General features: G+C 52.2%; 7 protein-coding genes. 4 read left to right on the top strand and 3 right to left on the bottom strand.

Annotated elements, in window-relative coordinates; all coding sequences use genetic code 11:
- Positions 1–34: 34 nt before the first annotated feature.
- From DWY79_RS04335 to rocF, 4 genes are all read left to right on the top strand, one after another.
- Positions 35–4,198 carry a hypothetical protein gene (locus DWY79_RS04335; protein ID WP_122368917.1) on the top strand — a complete coding sequence of 1,388 codons (4,164 nt, stop codon included), beginning with the start codon at positions 35–37 and terminating at the stop codon, positions 4,196–4,198.
- A 1-nt stretch (position 4,199) separates the two neighbouring features.
- On the top strand, positions 4,200–6,320 hold the full coding sequence (locus DWY79_RS04340) for a cadherin-like beta sandwich domain-containing protein (RefSeq protein ID WP_122368918.1): 2,121 nt from the start codon (positions 4,200–4,202) through the stop codon (positions 6,318–6,320).
- Positions 6,321–6,509: 189 nt separating this feature from the next.
- Positions 6,510–7,718, top strand: a complete 1,209-nt coding sequence (gene rocD, locus DWY79_RS04345) for an ornithine--oxo-acid transaminase (protein ID WP_122368919.1) — start codon at positions 6,510–6,512, stop codon at positions 7,716–7,718.
- A gap of 3 nt (positions 7,719–7,721) precedes the next feature.
- Positions 7,722–8,618, top strand: a complete 897-nt coding sequence (rocF, locus tag DWY79_RS04350; protein WP_121962129.1) for an arginase — start codon at positions 7,722–7,724, stop codon at positions 8,616–8,618.
- A gap of 105 nt (positions 8,619–8,723) precedes the next feature.
- Here the strand turns inward: rocF and DWY79_RS04355 are convergent, their stop codons facing one another.
- The 3 genes from DWY79_RS04355 to DWY79_RS04365 all read right to left on the bottom strand — a co-directional run bounded on the left by DWY79_RS04355 (position 8,724) and on the right by DWY79_RS04365 (position 17,185).
- Positions 8,724–9,995: a hypothetical protein gene (locus DWY79_RS04355; RefSeq protein ID WP_011966938.1), complete on the bottom strand. Its 1,272-nt coding sequence runs from the start codon at positions 9,993–9,995 to the stop codon at positions 8,724–8,726.
- A gap of 129 nt (positions 9,996–10,124) precedes the next feature.
- Complete coding sequence (locus DWY79_RS04360) at positions 10,125–12,578, bottom strand: BamA/TamA family outer membrane protein (RefSeq protein ID WP_122368920.1); 2,454 nt, start codon at positions 12,576–12,578, stop codon at positions 10,125–10,127.
- The gene (locus DWY79_RS04365; protein WP_122368921.1) at positions 12,575–17,185 is read right to left on the bottom strand and encodes a translocation/assembly module TamB domain-containing protein; all 4,611 of its coding nucleotides are present in this window, start codon (positions 17,183–17,185) and stop codon (positions 12,575–12,577) included. The genes DWY79_RS04360 and DWY79_RS04365 overlap by 4 nt, the downstream gene beginning before the upstream one ends.
- Positions 17,186–17,202: the final 17 nt, after the last annotated feature.

Consider the following 17,202-nt stretch of genomic DNA (forward strand, 5'->3'; position numbering starts at 1 on the left):
TAGCAAATTGTCAAACACTTAAAATCGAATCCATATGAACGAATTTTATCTTTCTAGAAAGATATCCGCGCGGCTCTCCCTCCGGGCCGCCGTGCGGATGTTCTGTATCCTGACGCTGGCCCTATGGGGGCCGGCAATGGCAGGAGCGCAAGCGCAGCCACAGCCGCTTGACGTGGCTAGTACTAGTATTACTGATAAACTAACCCTCACCTATAAACCGAAAACCGCCGGCTCGACCGATTACGCTTGGTTTTACAAGATCGGGACTAATGGCACCGACACCGAGTTCTCCGGTACGCTGACGGGCACGAACGCAAACTGGCAGCAGGGCGCGATCAATATCAAAAGCGAGAAAGCGATAGCCGACGCGAATAATCTTGACAGCTACCCGATCCTAAAATTGGATGGGCTAAACCTGACCTCCACTACTGCCGACGGCTCATTATTTTATCTGGAGGGCAGTAAACCGTTCTGTATCCAAGCGACAGGCAACTCTGCCAGTAACCTGAAAGCGAAAAAGGATGTGATTAATAACTACCAAGGATGCATCCTGCTTCTGGATGGTGGCACCGCCGGATTGAATATCGCCGCGGAAGGAACTGGATCATATGGAATATATCTGTACTCTACTAGTTCTGCTATAAATACCACCATCAAAGGCAAGATAACTGTCACGGCGGAAGCTGTTGCTGTGTTTCTAGACAATTGGGGTGCTTTCTCGGCTACCGAAGACGCGAAAGTAACGGTTTCTTCGGAAGATAAAGGTGGAGACGCAATTTATGGAAGCTCTAGAGTGAAATCCCCCTTCCTCCAATGGCAGTTCGCCACCGCCCCAACGAGTGGCCAGACGCTCGAGGTGAAAGACGCCAGCGGCCAATCGTTCGATCCCGTTATCCAATTCACCACCGACGGTAAAAAGAAGGGTTTCGCCATCAACGTCACAAAGAACACCGGCTACACCCTTTGGCTGGGCAACGAACAACTGATGGATTCGAAAGGAACAACCGTCTTTACGGCAACGGAAGATAAATTAGTCTCCTTCTCAGGCATGACGACTCTCCCCGCCGACTGGCCCGAGTACGCCAAATTAGCCAATGTCGGCCCGACTGGCACCGATGTCGCCGTCTCCGGCACTACCTACACCGTCAAGACCGCCTGCGGCCTCGCGTGGATCGCTTGGGTGACGAATAACGGGAAGACAATCGCCGATGCCGATAAAACCTATACCGATTCCTATCCCGCCTCCGAGGGCTTCAAGGACTGTACGGTTACGCTTGCGGACGATATCTCGCTGGCGAAACCTGCCCAAGGCGTGGCGAGCGGCTTCGAGGCTAATTGGATACCGATAGGGACTTATAAAGGCTTCGATGCACGTTACTACTTTCAAGGCACCTTCGATGGTGGCGGCCATACGATTACCGGAATGACGATCTCCTCGGCCTCGTTTTACTATATCGGCCTTTTCGGTTATCTGTATGGAGCGACCGTGCGGAATCTGACGATGGCAGGATCTGACAATATTAATTTGACAACTATTGCTAATGCTCAAGATACCGCTTACTATCTTGGCTGCGTGGCAGGTTATGTAAAGAATGGAAAAATCATCAATTGCCATAATCAATGCAAGGTTAGTTTTTCTGTGACCGGCAATTCTGGGTCTCTCGGTGGAATTGCCGGTTACTCTGAAGGTTCGGTGATTAGCGCTTGTTCAAACAGGGGAGCTGTCACTATGACCGGAAAGATGGGTCGTGGTGGTGGAATCGTAGCGACTAATAATGGCTCTTCTATCGTTTCCTGCTTCAATACGGAGGATATCCGTGTTACTGCTACCGGTTCTGGTTCTAGCGATGCCGCGTATGCGGGCGGTATCGGAGCCTATAGTAGCGGTAATTGTAGCATATCGCACTGCTATTCGACAGGGTGGATAATCGCTAAATCTTCCGCTGCTAATGCTTATTCCGGCGGCATTGCCGGACTATCTGAGAAAACGACGATTGAATCTTGTTTTGCCACAGGCGCTGTTTCTGCAGGATCAAACAGCGACAGCCGGATAGCTGCCGCAGGTGGTATTGTGGGGCAAGCTTTTGCTGGAAACATTAATATAATGATAAAGAATTGCCTCGCCTTAACTACCGCCGGCGTGAAAGCCTTAGGAAATACGTCGGATAAACAGGCCGGTCGGATTCTCGGATCTGATTCACCTACTAATAAAGTTACCCTTCTCGACAACTACGCCAGCACCATGATCCAACTGACGATAGGAGATAATACGCCAGTCCCTACCGATAACATAGGTAGCGATAAGGCAAACGGTGCCGACACTTACCTCGATGATGTCGCCGCCGAGATCGCCGCTTGGGCAGGCCCCGAAAATACACAAGCCTTCACCGCCATCGGTACCGCCGAGAACGGCCTGCTCCCGCAACTGAAAGCTATTGCCGGCTATGGCGCTGACGGTCTGCCTACAGCTTACGCGAGTACTATTATCCCCGGCCAGTCCGGCTTGTCGTCTGCCTCCTATCTGAGGTCCTTGTTGTCACTGCCCTTGTCTTCTAGCGATACGATGACCTTCATGCTCTTCTACTCCAACAACAAATGGAGTTATAAAAAGGGAGCCGGAACGGAGACCCGTTTCAACGGCAAAATATCGTCACCCCCAGGCCCTTCCGCCAACAAGCTCATCGTCGCCACCGCTACCGGCAACCCGACGCTGACGTTGAATTACGTAACGATACGCCCGACCGACGGTGCTGCCTTGACCGTCAACGAAGGTTGTGATCTGACAATTGCGCAGACCGGTTCGATCCTCGGCTCGTCCGGTGCCTCTACCTTGATCAATAAAGGCACCTTGAGGCTGTCGGGCAGCAGCTTCCGCATTGAAAACAGCAGCTCGTCCGATATGCATTACTGCCTCGATAACTCTGGCACCTTCAGCGTGCTTGATCCGGTAAATGGCTATACCACTTTCCATTGTGCCCACACCGCTATCCATAACACCGGTACCCTTACCAATGCTTGGATGGAATGTCTGTTCACGGATGAGGCGGGAGATGCTGGCGCTACGATAAGGTTTCTGCCTCGCTCATCCCAGCCCATCGAAGTAAAACGCTACAACAAGACCTTAGCCACTACCGTTACGGCGGGCGAGGAGTATAAGCTCTGGGAGATGAAAGCTAGTACGTTTATCCCGCAGAAAGGCCTCGATAGCGAAGGCACGGCAATCGATCGCTTCCCTGCTCCCGAGGCGGATGGTAGGGTAACGACCTTTACGGAGGTGAGTGATTGGAAAGAGGTCGAGATCTCCGGCAATCAGAATCTCTCCGAGGCCGGCCTGTCACAGAGTGTCATCGTTAAATCCGATGGCGTGCTTACCGTCGATAGCGAGAATGCGTCCGTCTTTGAGTTGACATTGGAGGAGGGTGCGCAGGTCGTGACAACGAATGCGCTGAAGGTGTCCAAGACTTTCAAAACCAACCGTTCGCTGAATAACAAATGGACGACCTTCGGTAGCCCTATCGAATTGACAGCCTCTGCGGAATATGGTAGTGGGCTAATCCTTTATGCCGCCACCGGCTACACCGCTAAGGAGGCCGTTGCCCAAGGTTGGGAAGAGGTCTCTGTCCTTTACGGGAAAAGGGTCGATCTCACCGCCGGTAGCCCCTATCTGTTGGCCGCCGACGCAGCCTTGACTCGGGTAACCTTTAGCCAAACAGCCTCCGACGCGCCGATCGAGATACCGGCTACGGCTACGGTCGCTTCCGGCGATGCCCTCGAGAACGGCGTGTTCCTCTTCCGGACGAACCCGAATCTCGCCAACCTTACGCTCCGTGGTATCTACGTGCTCAATGCCGAGGGTACCCGCTTCGACCTTCAGGAGGCGGATTATGTGCTGAAGCCTTTCGAGGCATACATCACCGCCAATGCCGTCACCCGCTCGCTGGTTCGTAGCGTGGGTGTGTGCGATGGCTCCGTGGTGACCGCCAACGAGATCGCTACCGCTACCGCCGCTGTCCGTATCTGGGCCGCCGACGGTGCGCTGCATGTCTATTCCGGGGAGGCCGCCGCGCTTACCGTGGTACGCTCCGACGGACGTACCGTCTACGCCGCCTCTATCGCCCCCGGCGATACCCGCTTGGCTTTGCCTTCCGGTATTTACATGGTTCGAATCAATAACATCACTTATAAAATAGCGCTTTGATATGAAACAATATACTAGTTTATGGCTCGTATGCCTGCTGGCGGTCTTCTCGATGACCGCCCGGGCGCAGGAAGGGATCGAGACGAAGGCTCGTCCCGACTACCCCGCTCTTCCTTTCATGTTGACTTTCGAGGCTCCCGCGGAAGGATCTGCCTCCTTATCGATCTCGGCGGACGGTGAGACCCTCACATCCCCTACGACCTTGCATTCCGGCACCGAGGTGACGATTACCGTCACCCCCGCCGACGGCTACCGAATGGCTTCCGGTTACCCGAAGGTTTACCGCACGGGTACGCCCTCCGAAACGGTACCGGCTACGTTTAAGCCCGATGCCAGTAGCGGTATCGCCTACCTCTACACCTTCACCATGCCGGACTTCCCGGTCACGGTAGAGGTGGAGTACGAGAAGATCCAGTCCACCGTCACCTTCGCCAACCCGGCGAACGGTACGCTTACCTTGAGTACCGCCGATGCTCCGGGTAGTTCGATTGTTTCCGGCGGCGAGGTCGCCTCCGGTACGAAGGTGACGATTGCCGCCACCCCCAACAAAGGCTACCAAATGGTGTTCGGCTCCTTGAAGGTATCCGGGAAGGTCGGGGATAAAACCAATACTGTTCCGTTGCAGAAAGAGAAAGATGGTACGACCTACTTCTTGATGCCGGCCTATACGGTGGAGGCTGAGGTGAAATTTGAGCCTATCCTCGTGGCTCTGTCCTCGGAAGCCCGTTTGAGTTCCCTATCGTATAAGGAAGGAAGTGGGGAGGTTACCCCGCTTCCCGGTTTTCTTGCCTCTACGATGAAATATGAGGTGCTGCTCCCAAATTCCACCCAGAAATCGGCTACCCTCACCTTATCCGGCCAGCTGGTCGATGCGAAGGCTGAGCTGCTCGTGAATGGATCGCCTGTTTCCGTAGAACCGACAGGATCGTTCACGGCTACCGTATCGCTCGAGAGTGGATCGGCCAAGGCTACCTTGGTCGTTACCGCCGAGGATGGACAGACCAAGCGTACGTATGAGGTAAACTTCACGGTACTTCCCGAGTCGGAATATTACGTCAAGATCCTGCAGCCGGAAGGCGGTACGATCTCCGTTTCTTATACAAAAGAGGGTAAGGAAGTGAGCGTGAAATCCGGCGATGCCGTACCCGTTGGTACTGAGTTGAGCTTGGCACATACGGCCTTGCCAAAGTACGAATTCGTGAGTTACAAAGTGAATGATGACCCGCTAGCATCTGGGAATATTACCGTCTCCGGTACCGACGACTTGACGATAACCGCTGCCTTTACGCAGGAATCTTCCGTGACTCCGGAAGAGATCGCTACGATCGGTACGCCGGCCGTTCCCAAGGAAAAGGAAGGGCAGGAGGGAACGAATGTTCCAACGGATGATAACTCGATCGTGATCATCCCCGATGCCGTATCCCTGCCATCGGATACGGAACTCTCCAGCCTCCGCTTGGTGAAGGAAGATATAGAAGACCCAGCGAAAAAGGCTGAGATTGAAGAGAAAGCGAAAGCTGCCGCCCAAGATGCGGGTATCGCTCCTGATGCCCCGAAGATCGTGATGGAAGTGACCTTGGTTAAGGTGACGACCACGATTTCCGCTACCGACGCATCCACCACTACCGCCGTAACTCCCGTGCAGCCCTCCGATATCGTGACGGTACGTATCCCGTATCCGGAAGGCGTAAATAAAACCCAACATGATATCGTGATTATCCACCTCCGCTCGGACGGCGTGGTAGACGTGTATTCCGAGGGTAATAACAATTTGACATTAGAGGATGATTATATGGAGATCTCCGTTGCCAGCTTCAGCCCGTTCGTGGTAAGCTATACGCCCAAATCTGGGCCGGTGGATCCCGATTATCCTGACACACCCGACACCCCGGATACCCCGACATCGAATGCCTCGGTAGAGGGAGGCATAGCGGTTTGGACCTCTGCCAACGCCCTCCATATCCGTGCGGATCGTCCGGCTGAGGCATGGGTTGTCGGCCTGTCGGGTGCTCGTCGTGCCCGGTTCGCGGTCGTTCCCGGCGAGACAAGACGCGCTCTTCCCTCGGGAGTCTATCTTGTCCGGATAGCCGACCAGACCTATAAGGTACGGATACGGAACTAAGCGTTGTTTGTTTGACGTGAGAGGGATGCCCTTGTTTCTCCTTGGGGAGAGCGGGGCATCCCTTCTTTTTTGTGAATATGTTTCTTAACATACATACCCGTAATCAATTGGTTAGCCGCAAATGCTTATCTTTGAGCTATCCCGATGCAAACGCTTACAATATGCTAGTCATTTAAACTCAATTATAGTATGAAACCGGAAGATTACATTACCAGAGAGGAGAAGTATGGTGCCCACAACTACCATCCTCTGCCGGTCGTTCTCAGAAGAGGCGAAGGCGTGTTCGTGTGGGACGTGGAAGGAAAACGTTATTTTGATTTCTTGTCTGGCTATTCTGCCTTGAGCCAAGGACATTGCCATCCTAAGATCGTGAAGGCCCTGATGGAGCAGGCGGAGAAGCTTACGCTCGTATCCCGTGCTTTTCATGCGGATATACTGGGTGAGTACATGGAATTTACCTGTAAGTTTTTCGGATATGATAAGCTCTTGCCGATGAATACGGGGGCCGAGGCGGTAGAGACGGCCTTGAAGCTTTGCCGCCGTTGGGGATACCGTCGGAAAGGGGGCGCTCCGGAGCGTGCGAAGATCGTGGTTTGTAGCGAGAATTTCCACGGACGTACGATTACGATTATCTCCATGAGCACCGATCCTAGTTCCTACGCCGATTTCGGCCCTTATACGCCCGGATTTATAAAGATACCCTATAATAAGGTGGATGCGTTGGCCGAGGCCTTGAAAGATTCCGATGTAGTAGGCTTCTTGGTGGAACCGATCCAAGGTGAGGCCGGGGTCGTGGTGCCCGACGATGGTTATCTGCGGGCTTGCTATGATCTTTGCCATCAGCATAATGTGTTGTTTATCGCGGATGAGATACAGACAGGTATCGGTCGTACCGGTAAGCTATTGGCTTGCGATTACGAGGGGATTCGCCCGGATATCTTGATCTTGGGAAAGGCCTTGTCGGGTGGGGTCAGTCCGGTCTCGGCGGTATTGGCGGATGATGAGATCATGCTAACGATCGCTCCGGGAGAGCACGGTTCTACCTACGGGGGCAATCCTTTGGCGGCGAAGGTAGCTATCGCCGCCTTGGAGGTGGTACGCGATGAGCGTCTCTCGGAGAACGCTTTCAAGATGGGTGAATTGTTCCGTAGCGAGATCGAGAAGATCGATAATCCGATGATTAAGAAAGTACGGGGTAAAGGCTTGCTGAACGCTGTCGTGACGGAACCTAAAGATGGGAAGACGGCATGGGACATCTGTTTGGCGTTGAAGGAAAACGGCTTGATAGCCAAGCCTACCCACGATCATATCATCCGCTTCACGCCTCCTTTGGTGATTACTGAGGAGCAAATGATGGAAGCTATTGGTATCATACGAGATACATTCGCTAAATTCTAAGGTATGAAAATAAATGTAATAGGCGTTCCCTTGAACTTGGGATGTGATCGGGAGGGCGTAGAGCGTGCCCCGAATCACCTCCGGGAACGGGGATTGATGGGAGTGATCCGGAAGAACGGGCATAAAGCCTTTGATTTGGGTAATTTGTATGTACCCCCTGTTAGCGAGGCGGATAAGTTCGTACGGGGTAACAGCATGAAATATCTGGATGCGATCGTGGAGGTGAATACGAATCTGGCGGAGTTGGTTTATGATACATTGCGTGGAGGAGCGTTCCCCTTGGTGATTGGCGGGGATCATTCGCTGGGCTTGGGAAGTGCCTCGGGCGTGGGCAAATGTTATGATGATTTCGGCATTATCTGGCTGGACGCTCATGGGGATATCAATACCAGCGAGACGTCACCCAGTGGTAATATCCACGGGATGCCTCTGAGTGCGTTGATGGGGATGGGAAGCGAGGAACTGGTGAATATCTACGCTCCCGGGAATAAGGTGAATCCTCAGAACGTATTCTTGGTCGGGACCCGCAGTCTGGATGAGGGCGAGTGGGATTTGATCGAACGGGAGAAGCTGAGTGTCTATACGATGGAGACGATCCATCTGAAAGGCATCGGCTTCGTAGCTGAGGATATCAAGCGGAAATTGAAGGAACGGAAGATCCGCAACGTGCATTTCAGCATAGACGTGGATAGCATAGACCCCCGTTTCGCTCCGGGCACGGGAACCCGTGTGTGTGAGGGACTGATGCCGGATGAGTTTAATAACTTCGTGGATCATATGTTGTCTACGAATCTGGTTAAGTCGATGGATTTGGTAGAGCTGAATCCGGAACTGGACGTGAACGAGCAGACCACAAACCTTTGTCTGCAGATCATTGATTATATTACCGCCCGTCTATAAGGAATCTAAATTCCATGGTTTATGATAAGAGTGTGAAAAGGAAGTCCCCTTGTCCCGGTTCAGACCGGATACGAGGGGACTTGAAAATACGATATGTCTATTGGTTTATTTCATTCTTCGGATATTGGCGTAATTGAAGCTATCGCTCAAGAAATCGTCCTCGCTGAATTTATAGCCTTGCGGTCCCCAGTTGCCCATAGCGAGCATGGCGATCATCTTCATCGGGTTGAAACCGCTCATATCGCCGCCGGCGGCCGCTAGAGGAACGGACTCCATCAGCTTGCGCATGGAATGTGGATAATTCTCATTGATCACCATGTTGCGGTATAAGGCAAGGATTCCATCTCCTTGCTCCTTACGGTTCCAAGTCAGTATATATGTACCGTCGTTGGCTTCCGCCTTCGCTTGGAGATCGGGCAGTTTGGCGGAGTTGGCGTCCGCTATGATAAAGGTTACGAAACCTTCCTTGTCCACTTTAGGCATTTCTTTGTCGTAAATAGAGGCATACGAGTAGGTCTCGGCTGACCCGAGGCATATGGACCAGTATCGTACATCGGCGGTGGCGTATTCGCTTACGCTTTTAGGAGCCGTAGGAGGGATGAAACGGAAAGTTGCTACCTCCCCTTCGTTCAGTTTGATGCGGGCGAATAGGTATTCTGCCGGGCTGTTCGGGTACATTAGGCTCAGCGGGGCACGCATGAACGGGAGTTGCGGCAGGTCGGCGGAGAAATCCATCGGCGGCAAGTTCAACGATTCGTGGATGTTGCAGACCTCACGCTTCGGGAAATCTACTTCCTCACCTGTAGTCACATCGAAAGCTTGGATAGCAGGCATGTCCACGCCGCCATACTCATCGCCGCTATATTGTTTCGCCAAGTAAAGACGCATGAAAATGGAGACCATATTGACATCTTCCGGGAACTCACATACGTTCTTCATCGAGGCACGTGCGCTGGCGGGGGTGTTAGCGGGAATGATGTAAATCGTATAGCCATTTGCTCCGTAGTCATCTGTTTCCTTTACATAAGGGTTGATGGAGCTGTCGTCGGGTTGGATATTTACGTCTTCAATGCTGGATACGTCTATTTGGGTCTCGTCGTTATAAACCGTGAAGTTGAAGAAGCGTGACTTCGGGAACTTTCCAGTCAAACGAAGGCCGATGTTTGGATTATCTTTGTAAGAATAGGTGTATTCCCAATAATCGGCATAGATATCAGGAAAGGCCAGTAGGGTTTGATTGTCGCCTCGAAGCGTCTTGCCCCATTGTTCCTTGGGTTCCGGGTTGTTGATTTGAGGGGTATTCTCATCATCGTCGTCGCAAGCGGTGAACATACCCACAGTAAGGGCTACCAACATTAAGTAAAAAATCTTCTTCATGATTCTGTTCGTTAATTAATCTGTTTGTTATTAAAATGAGAGCGCAAAAGTATCTCATTTCCAATTAGGGTTGACCTATTGAAAATGAAATACCTTGGATAAGACCACAGAATCCTAGGAATGGAACAGCTAGAAGGGGTATCCGATAGCGAAATGGTAACCCATGCCGTCCTTGAATTTTGGGATATTGTAATAGCCTTTCTTTCCGGTATCGTAAGGGAGGTGCAGACCGATACCCACGTCGAAACGGATGACGATAAAGGTGAGGTCGTAACGCAGGCCGAAGCCGGTTCCCAAGGCTAGATCCTTGAGGAAGCTACCCCATTTCAGTTGTCCGCCGGGACGATCCGGATCGTTTCGGATCAACCAGATGTTGCCGCTGTCGAGGAAGGTAGCCCCGTGGAGGTCGCCAAGGATCGGGAAGCGGTATTCGAGGTTGGCCTCGAATTTAAGATCACCCGTACGGTCGATGTAAGCGTATTTATTGTTGTCGCTGTTCTGGTAGTAGCGTCCGGGACCGATGCTGCGGATCGTAAAGGCACGGATGCTATTCGCTCCGCCGATGTAGAATTGCTCGTTATAAGGGGAGGTACGGGCGTTGCCGTAGCTATAAATAGCGCCGGCCATTAATCGGCCTACGAGATATTGCTTATGCCCGAGGGCGTAATTATAACGTATCTCGGCGGTTCCCTTGATGAATTGGGCGAAGGGGTTGCCGAGTAATTCCTTATCCTCTTTATTGAATTTCTTCCCGGCTAACGCATAAATCCCATCCAAGACAAGGCCCGCTTGGGTAACGGATGCCTGCCACCAAAGATGGTTCCGGCGACTGGTAATCGGGGAATCATCATAGGTATAGGTATAGTTCATGGCCGGGATGAATTGATTTTGCAAACTCTTCTTTAGGGCCTTGTTCACGTTGGTAATGCTGTCGAACTCATGCGTGGTATGCTGGAGCAAGTTGAACGTCAGCTTGAAAGGGGTGATGGAATGATGAGACGTGGCGGTAGGCTGGAACTCATACGAGGCGTCACCACCGAATGCCAGCAACTTGAAGAAACGGGCCCGGTTCATCTGGTCCGCATAGAGGCGGAAGGTGGTGCTGGCCGGGAAATTCATGTCCCGTTTGCTGAATGTAGGGAACAATACCCGTGGGAAAGTCAGCGTGGTAGTCAAGCCTAACTCATAACTGTTGATCTTGGAGTTGCTACCATCCAGCTTGTTGCCGGTCTGCCATTCGTAAGAGCCGCGGAGTTTCACGCCGAAGGTCTCGCCCCCTCCGAAGACATTCCGTTTGGTCACGCTGAAAATGGCGCCCGGACCCACTTGGTCGTTACTCTTGGCGGTAACGTTCAACTCGAGCTCGCCGTCCAATGGAAGATCGTAGACCGTATTGATCCGCAGATCCAGCGTATCTTGGCGGCGCATGGTATCACGGGGGGAATATTGCAACTCGGCATAACGGAAGATACCCAAGCGGGACAGGGCCGTTTGCGTCCGTTCCTGCGCCCGCTGGTTATAAAGTTCCCCCGGCTTGAAATATAAACGGTTGTAAATGACCGAGGGGCGAACCCTTAGCTTGCCCTCATAATGGATCGTAAGGTCCTTATAGCGGATCGAGTCCGTGGGAGTCTCATTCTGGTAGCCGTTTAGCCAGACGGATATATCCCCGAGCTTCCAAGGGCGGAGGGCCGAGGGGGGCAGGCTTTCCTTCGGGGTCACCCGTAAGGCCACTTTCCCCGGGTTCAACAAGGTATCCGCTTGATAGGTGATGAAATCGGGACGGAAATAGTAATAGCCGTTGTTACGGAGCAAGGACGAGATGCGTTCCCGCTCGGCTTGCAACTGGACGACATTGAAATTCTCTCCTTTGTGGAGGATACGATCGCCGATCGTGGCATCGATCAATGAGTCGGCACGGTGACGGATATGGACGTATTGGATGCTGTCCAGCGTATACGGATCGTTCATGGTGACACTGTATTCCAGCTTCGCCTTCCGGGGATTCTTGGGATCGGGTATGATCTCGAAAGAGGTCTCTCCGTTGAAATAACCGTACTCGTTCAATAGATTCCGGGCTACCTTGACGCGGACATCCGGGTTCACGGTGGTGATCAGCACCGGTTTCGACGCTAGTTTGTTGAAGATCCACTTGCCGACCTTCCCTTTCTTGTTCACGAAAGCGTTGTAGACCCACAGGCCGAAAGGAAAAGGCACCCGGATCGAGGAGCTTCCCAGCAAGGCGTTGTTGGGAGGATAGGCTAGGGCGGCCTCGACTTCTTCCAAAGCGGCTTCGCCGGGTTTGGTCTTATCCTCGTTCTTCACCTCTATTTTCTTGATACCGGTATATAGGACCGCTCCCTCGGGAAGGTTCTTCGTGGTGGAGCAAGAGGAGAGAAGAAGTACGGATAGGAGGATGCTCCCGGTGGCGACGTGCCATCCCCCGCTCGGGTTAGACGCTCTCCCTCGCCCGAGGGAGACATCCTCCCCTGCCCGAGGGAGACACTCTCCCCTGCCCGAGGGAGACATCCTCCCCCGCCCGAGGGAGTCGTCCCGCCTAAAATATATTAAAATGCTTTTCATTCCTTTTCATCATTTATGGGTTTCACTTTCGTTTTCTTGAAGTTGAATAACTCCCTGAGGTGCATCATTTTCTTGCGGAGCACGATACCGGCCCCGGTCTCCGTGATCTCGCCTTCCAGCAGGCTTTCGTAGTTCTTGTCGTGGAAGAGCTTGACGTAGCGGGAGCCGCTGCTGTCCAGCCGGTATTCGACGGATACGTTGTCGATGAACGGCTGCGCCTGCCCGTTGTTAATGTTCTCGCCGGTAGAGATACGGCCGCCTAGAACCACACGGATACGGTCATTATAGAATCGCTTGGCGAAGCGGAAGGAGTAGTCGGTACGGGTACCGCCTCCGGCGTCGCCATTATCGTCGTACGTCTCCATGCCGAAACTGATATCCACGGACTTCAAGGCGCTTCCGGCGATGTTGTTGATCTCGCTTTGCAAGAAGCTGCTCAAGGCGTCTCCCATATTCATGTTCACCTTGCCGCCACCGCCACCGCCGCCGAGGTACATACCGGTCACGAGCATGCTGACAGCCAGCTTCGCCCGTTCCTCCGGACCTTTCGAGGTTAGTTCCTCTTGCATCGCCATGTCTTCCGGGGCGGTGAGGGTAAATTGCAACCCTAGGTTCTCCAGTCGCTGGGTCAGTTCGATGCCTACGTCGAAATTTACCAAGCGGGGCGATGATTGCCCGGTTAGGGTGACGGACGTACGGACTCGCTCGGTAGCCGTAAGGTTCAAGGTCGGGTCCATGGGGTTGCCCGTCCATTGCACGTAGCTACCCTCCTGTACGTTGAACTCCTTCAGCGGGATGACCGGGATGGAGTACTTGATGGTTCCGCCCGTCAGCGTGTAGCGTCCGTTCAAGAACATATCGCCTTGCGGGGTATACTGGAAGGAAAGGTCGCCGCCACCCTCCAAATTGATATGGTTGGACTGGTCGGGACTTAAATCCACGTTCGCTTGTACGGCGGGATCGATGTGGATCGTCATCAACATGTCCATGCCTCCCATCGGCAACGGGGGCTTACGAGGCATGCGCCGACGTAAGGTATCCGTGAAAGAGGTGAAGGTTACCATATCCGACATACGGTCTTGCACGGTCAGCGGGGAGTCTTTCAGCACGTAGGTGATATTCGTGCCGCCCAATAATTGCAAGTCCCCTCGCATGGTCAAGGCATCCAACGGCCCGCGTACGGTAGAATTCAGGTTGACGAACAGCTTTCCGTAGACAAGGCTTTCCTCGTTTTTCTTAACGTTCAGCAGTTGCAAGTTATTCGCCGTTAGTTTAAGATTGGCGGTCATGCGGGATAAATCGTTGAAATCCACTTCTCCGTTGATGATAAACGGATTCTTGTTGTATGCGTAAATACCATATTGGTTGAACAAGATCCGGTTGTTCTTTATCTCTATCTTCTTATCGTCGAAACGGAAGGTAGAACCTGCGGCGCCTACATAAACGGAGGCGGTATCGAGAATCAGATATCCCTCGGCCATGGGTTTATCGCTTTGTCCGCTGATAGCGAGCGTACCATCGAGGTCTCCGCCCATTTTCGCCATATCATCCGGGATGAACGGGTTGGCGATATCCAAGGGGAAGTGCATGAACTCGATATTACCGCTGATATGGTCGGTCTCGCCCATCTGGTATAAGGCGGTAATGGCACTCACCTCTTTCCGGTCCCGGAAAAGGTGCATATCCACTTGATGGTTCCCCTGCTCTAAAGGTAGATAGACAGCGTTGAACATGAGTTCGCCGACCCGCTCGTTCTCATAATACAGATCATCAATGTTCATATCCGCCACGACCATGAAGGCCGAGTCGGAAGGAGCGTACTGGAAATCGGCGTTCAATATACCTTTCATCGGCGGGATATAACTGAATGCGTTGGAGATAACCCCAAGGTCGATCTGGTTCAACTCGGCGTGGACTTCCTCCATCTCGTCACTTTCCGCTTGGGAGTGTATCCAGAGGGCGGCGTTATTATCTCCGCTGAGTCGTAGGTTCGCCTCGATATCCTTCATGCTGCGTACCACGACGTAATTATCCGGATTCAGCTTGAAAGGGCAGAACGCTATGATCGGGTCATCGGGGAAGAGATGGAACTTGACCCCGTTCTGTATCTTATCGGCCCGGATTCCGAGCAACAAGCCGGTCTCGCCTTTCCCGTCCTTGAAATAAAGGCGGGCGTCGCCGAAGCCATAACGTATTTGCCCGTCCAGCCCAGCGCTGAAAGGTTGTTGCTGCCTGTATTTATTCTTGATCACTTGGGCGCTATAGAGTAGTCCGAGCGAATCTTGGTGCATCTCCGCCCGGATGGTATCGATCTGCATCGTATCCCGTGCCAGATCGTAAATGGAGGCATCCATGCGTATACCCGTTTCCGGTGAGGTATAGGCGTTCATGGCGATGCTCTTGAAATCTACGTAATAGGTTTGGAGATAGTTGTAGATCGGATTGTCCTGTCCTGCCCGTACCTCGAGGTACATATCGGGGAGGAGCGGGCGAAGGATCTCCAGATTGACTGTCGAGTCCCGTTCCAATTGGAGGGTGATATCGTTCGATACCTTAGTCAACTTATCCGTGATGTGGTGTATGCAATCATTACCCGTGAGGATGATCCCTAAATCCCCGGCGTGGAAAGACACACGGGTGGTATCGATATCCGTCCGGGCATGCAAGGTCAGCGTTTTCGGCTTGAAACTTTGTTTCGGGGTGACGACCTCCCAGTTTCCTAACGTAACGTCGATCGTGTTATCTTCATCCAGATTACTTTCTGCCTCGGCGAAGAGCTGGAAAGAGGTGGCGAAGGGATTTGCCATTAAGTGCATACCCTGTAAATCCATGTTCTCTACATCCGCTATCAACATCGCTTTCACCTCGTGCTTGTGGAGGGTCGCGTTTAAGGAGACATCCATTTTCGCCAACGGGTATTTGCTAAGCAGATCCACTTTCAGTAAGTTCTTTTCCAGAGAGCCATCGATGGATACGTCTGATACCGATGAGGCGCCATAGCGTATATCCGATATCTTACCGTCCAGTTTGGCCCATGTACGTTCAGAGAAAGGGTCTGTGCCCCGGCCTTCTGCTTTAACAGAGGCGGTCAGCCAAAATAGAGAGTCTTTGGGCATGAAATGAGTAGGTTCCAGACTGTCTATCCGTAAATTAGCCTCATAAGCCAGTTTTACCGGATTATAGCGGGCGGTCAGACCTACTTTGCCTTTATCTTGGGTAAGAACAAGCTCGGTGCGGTATTCTTGATTTGCGACTGTAGCTTCCCCCTTCAACTGAATTCCTGCCGGAATGGCAAATTGATCCCGTTGGGAGGCGGGAAGCATCGCCAGCAAAAAGTCCAGATTACCGGATCGAGCGTTTAACTGAATCTCACCGGTTCGCCGGATGCTATCCGTCACGGACTCCATGCTACCCGTGACGTTCATCTGAAACGCTCCCGGCAGCATGATATCGCCTTGTATGATACGTATACTGGAGAGGTTGCCTTCTACGCCAGCCGTAATAGCGAGAGGCTTGTCCGGGTAGGCTTTCTTGAAATCCTCCGGAAGAGAACCTGCCGCTATCAATAAATCCTCTTTCCCCAACGAGGCGTTTAACAGGGCTTTCATGCTCCCTTGTGGGTGGTCCTCGAGGGAGCTCCAAGGGATAGTCGCTGTCAATCTCACTTCGGAATTTGGTGTCTGGAGAAGTAGATCCGGTACGTCTATCTGTTCATGGTCACTCCGGACATTTCCTGCCAATGCCGAAACCTTGAGGCCGGAACGTTCTTCCACGAAGAATTCCTTGATGTGGGCGTTTATTTCTTTTCCTTGATATAAGATGGAATCGATAGAAGTGTTCAGGTTCGTTAAACTAATATGGGAGAAATCGAGTCCTTGCTCGGGTGCCGCGTAATTCCCGTCATAAGCGAATGTAGAATTCGTTATGTCAAAGTTTCTCGCCTTATATTGTTCCGCTCCAAGATCTACGAGGCCGTTATTTAGCCCGGCTTTATTAACGAAAGCCGTAAGGCGTAAGGAATCCGAGGGCATTTGTAGGGCGAAGGCTACCCGGTCCAAACTGATTTTATCCAGCTTGAGTACCCAGTTCAGAGGTGTGGAAGTCGTGTCTTCTTTCGAGGTTGAATCATTTAATAGAAGGGTAATGGCGGTATCGGATAAATCTACGGTATTAAATGTAGCTTTCTCCTCGGACAGGTCTATACGATCGGTGTGCAGGTAAAGCTTTCCCAAGAATCCTTTGATTTCTATACCTTCAATCATAGTCCCGGTGTTAACCTTTACGTTCCGGAGGTCGATCGCCTCTACCAATACTTGCTTCCGCAAAAGAGGAAGGGCACGAACCCGTACCGTCAAGCTCTGTAAACTCAACAAGGTATCGGCGGGAGGATTTACGACCTCGACACCCTTAACCGTAAGGTCTAACGGGAAAGATAGCCTAATCTGCTCGATCCCGATTTGCATACCAGTCGCTTTTCCCGCATATTCGGTCGCTTTCCGTACCGCGAAGTTTTGGAAAGGAGGTATATATAGTAATATAGAGAGTAACAATACCAATGCGATCGGTATTAGGCATATCACTCCTATCCGTTTAATCCATACTCTCATGTTGATACGTTTCTCTT

This window comes from Parabacteroides sp. AF27-14 (assembly GCF_003635425.1).
In the GTDB taxonomy this organism is placed as follows: Bacteria; Bacteroidota; Bacteroidia; order Bacteroidales; family Tannerellaceae; genus Parabacteroides; species Parabacteroides distasonis.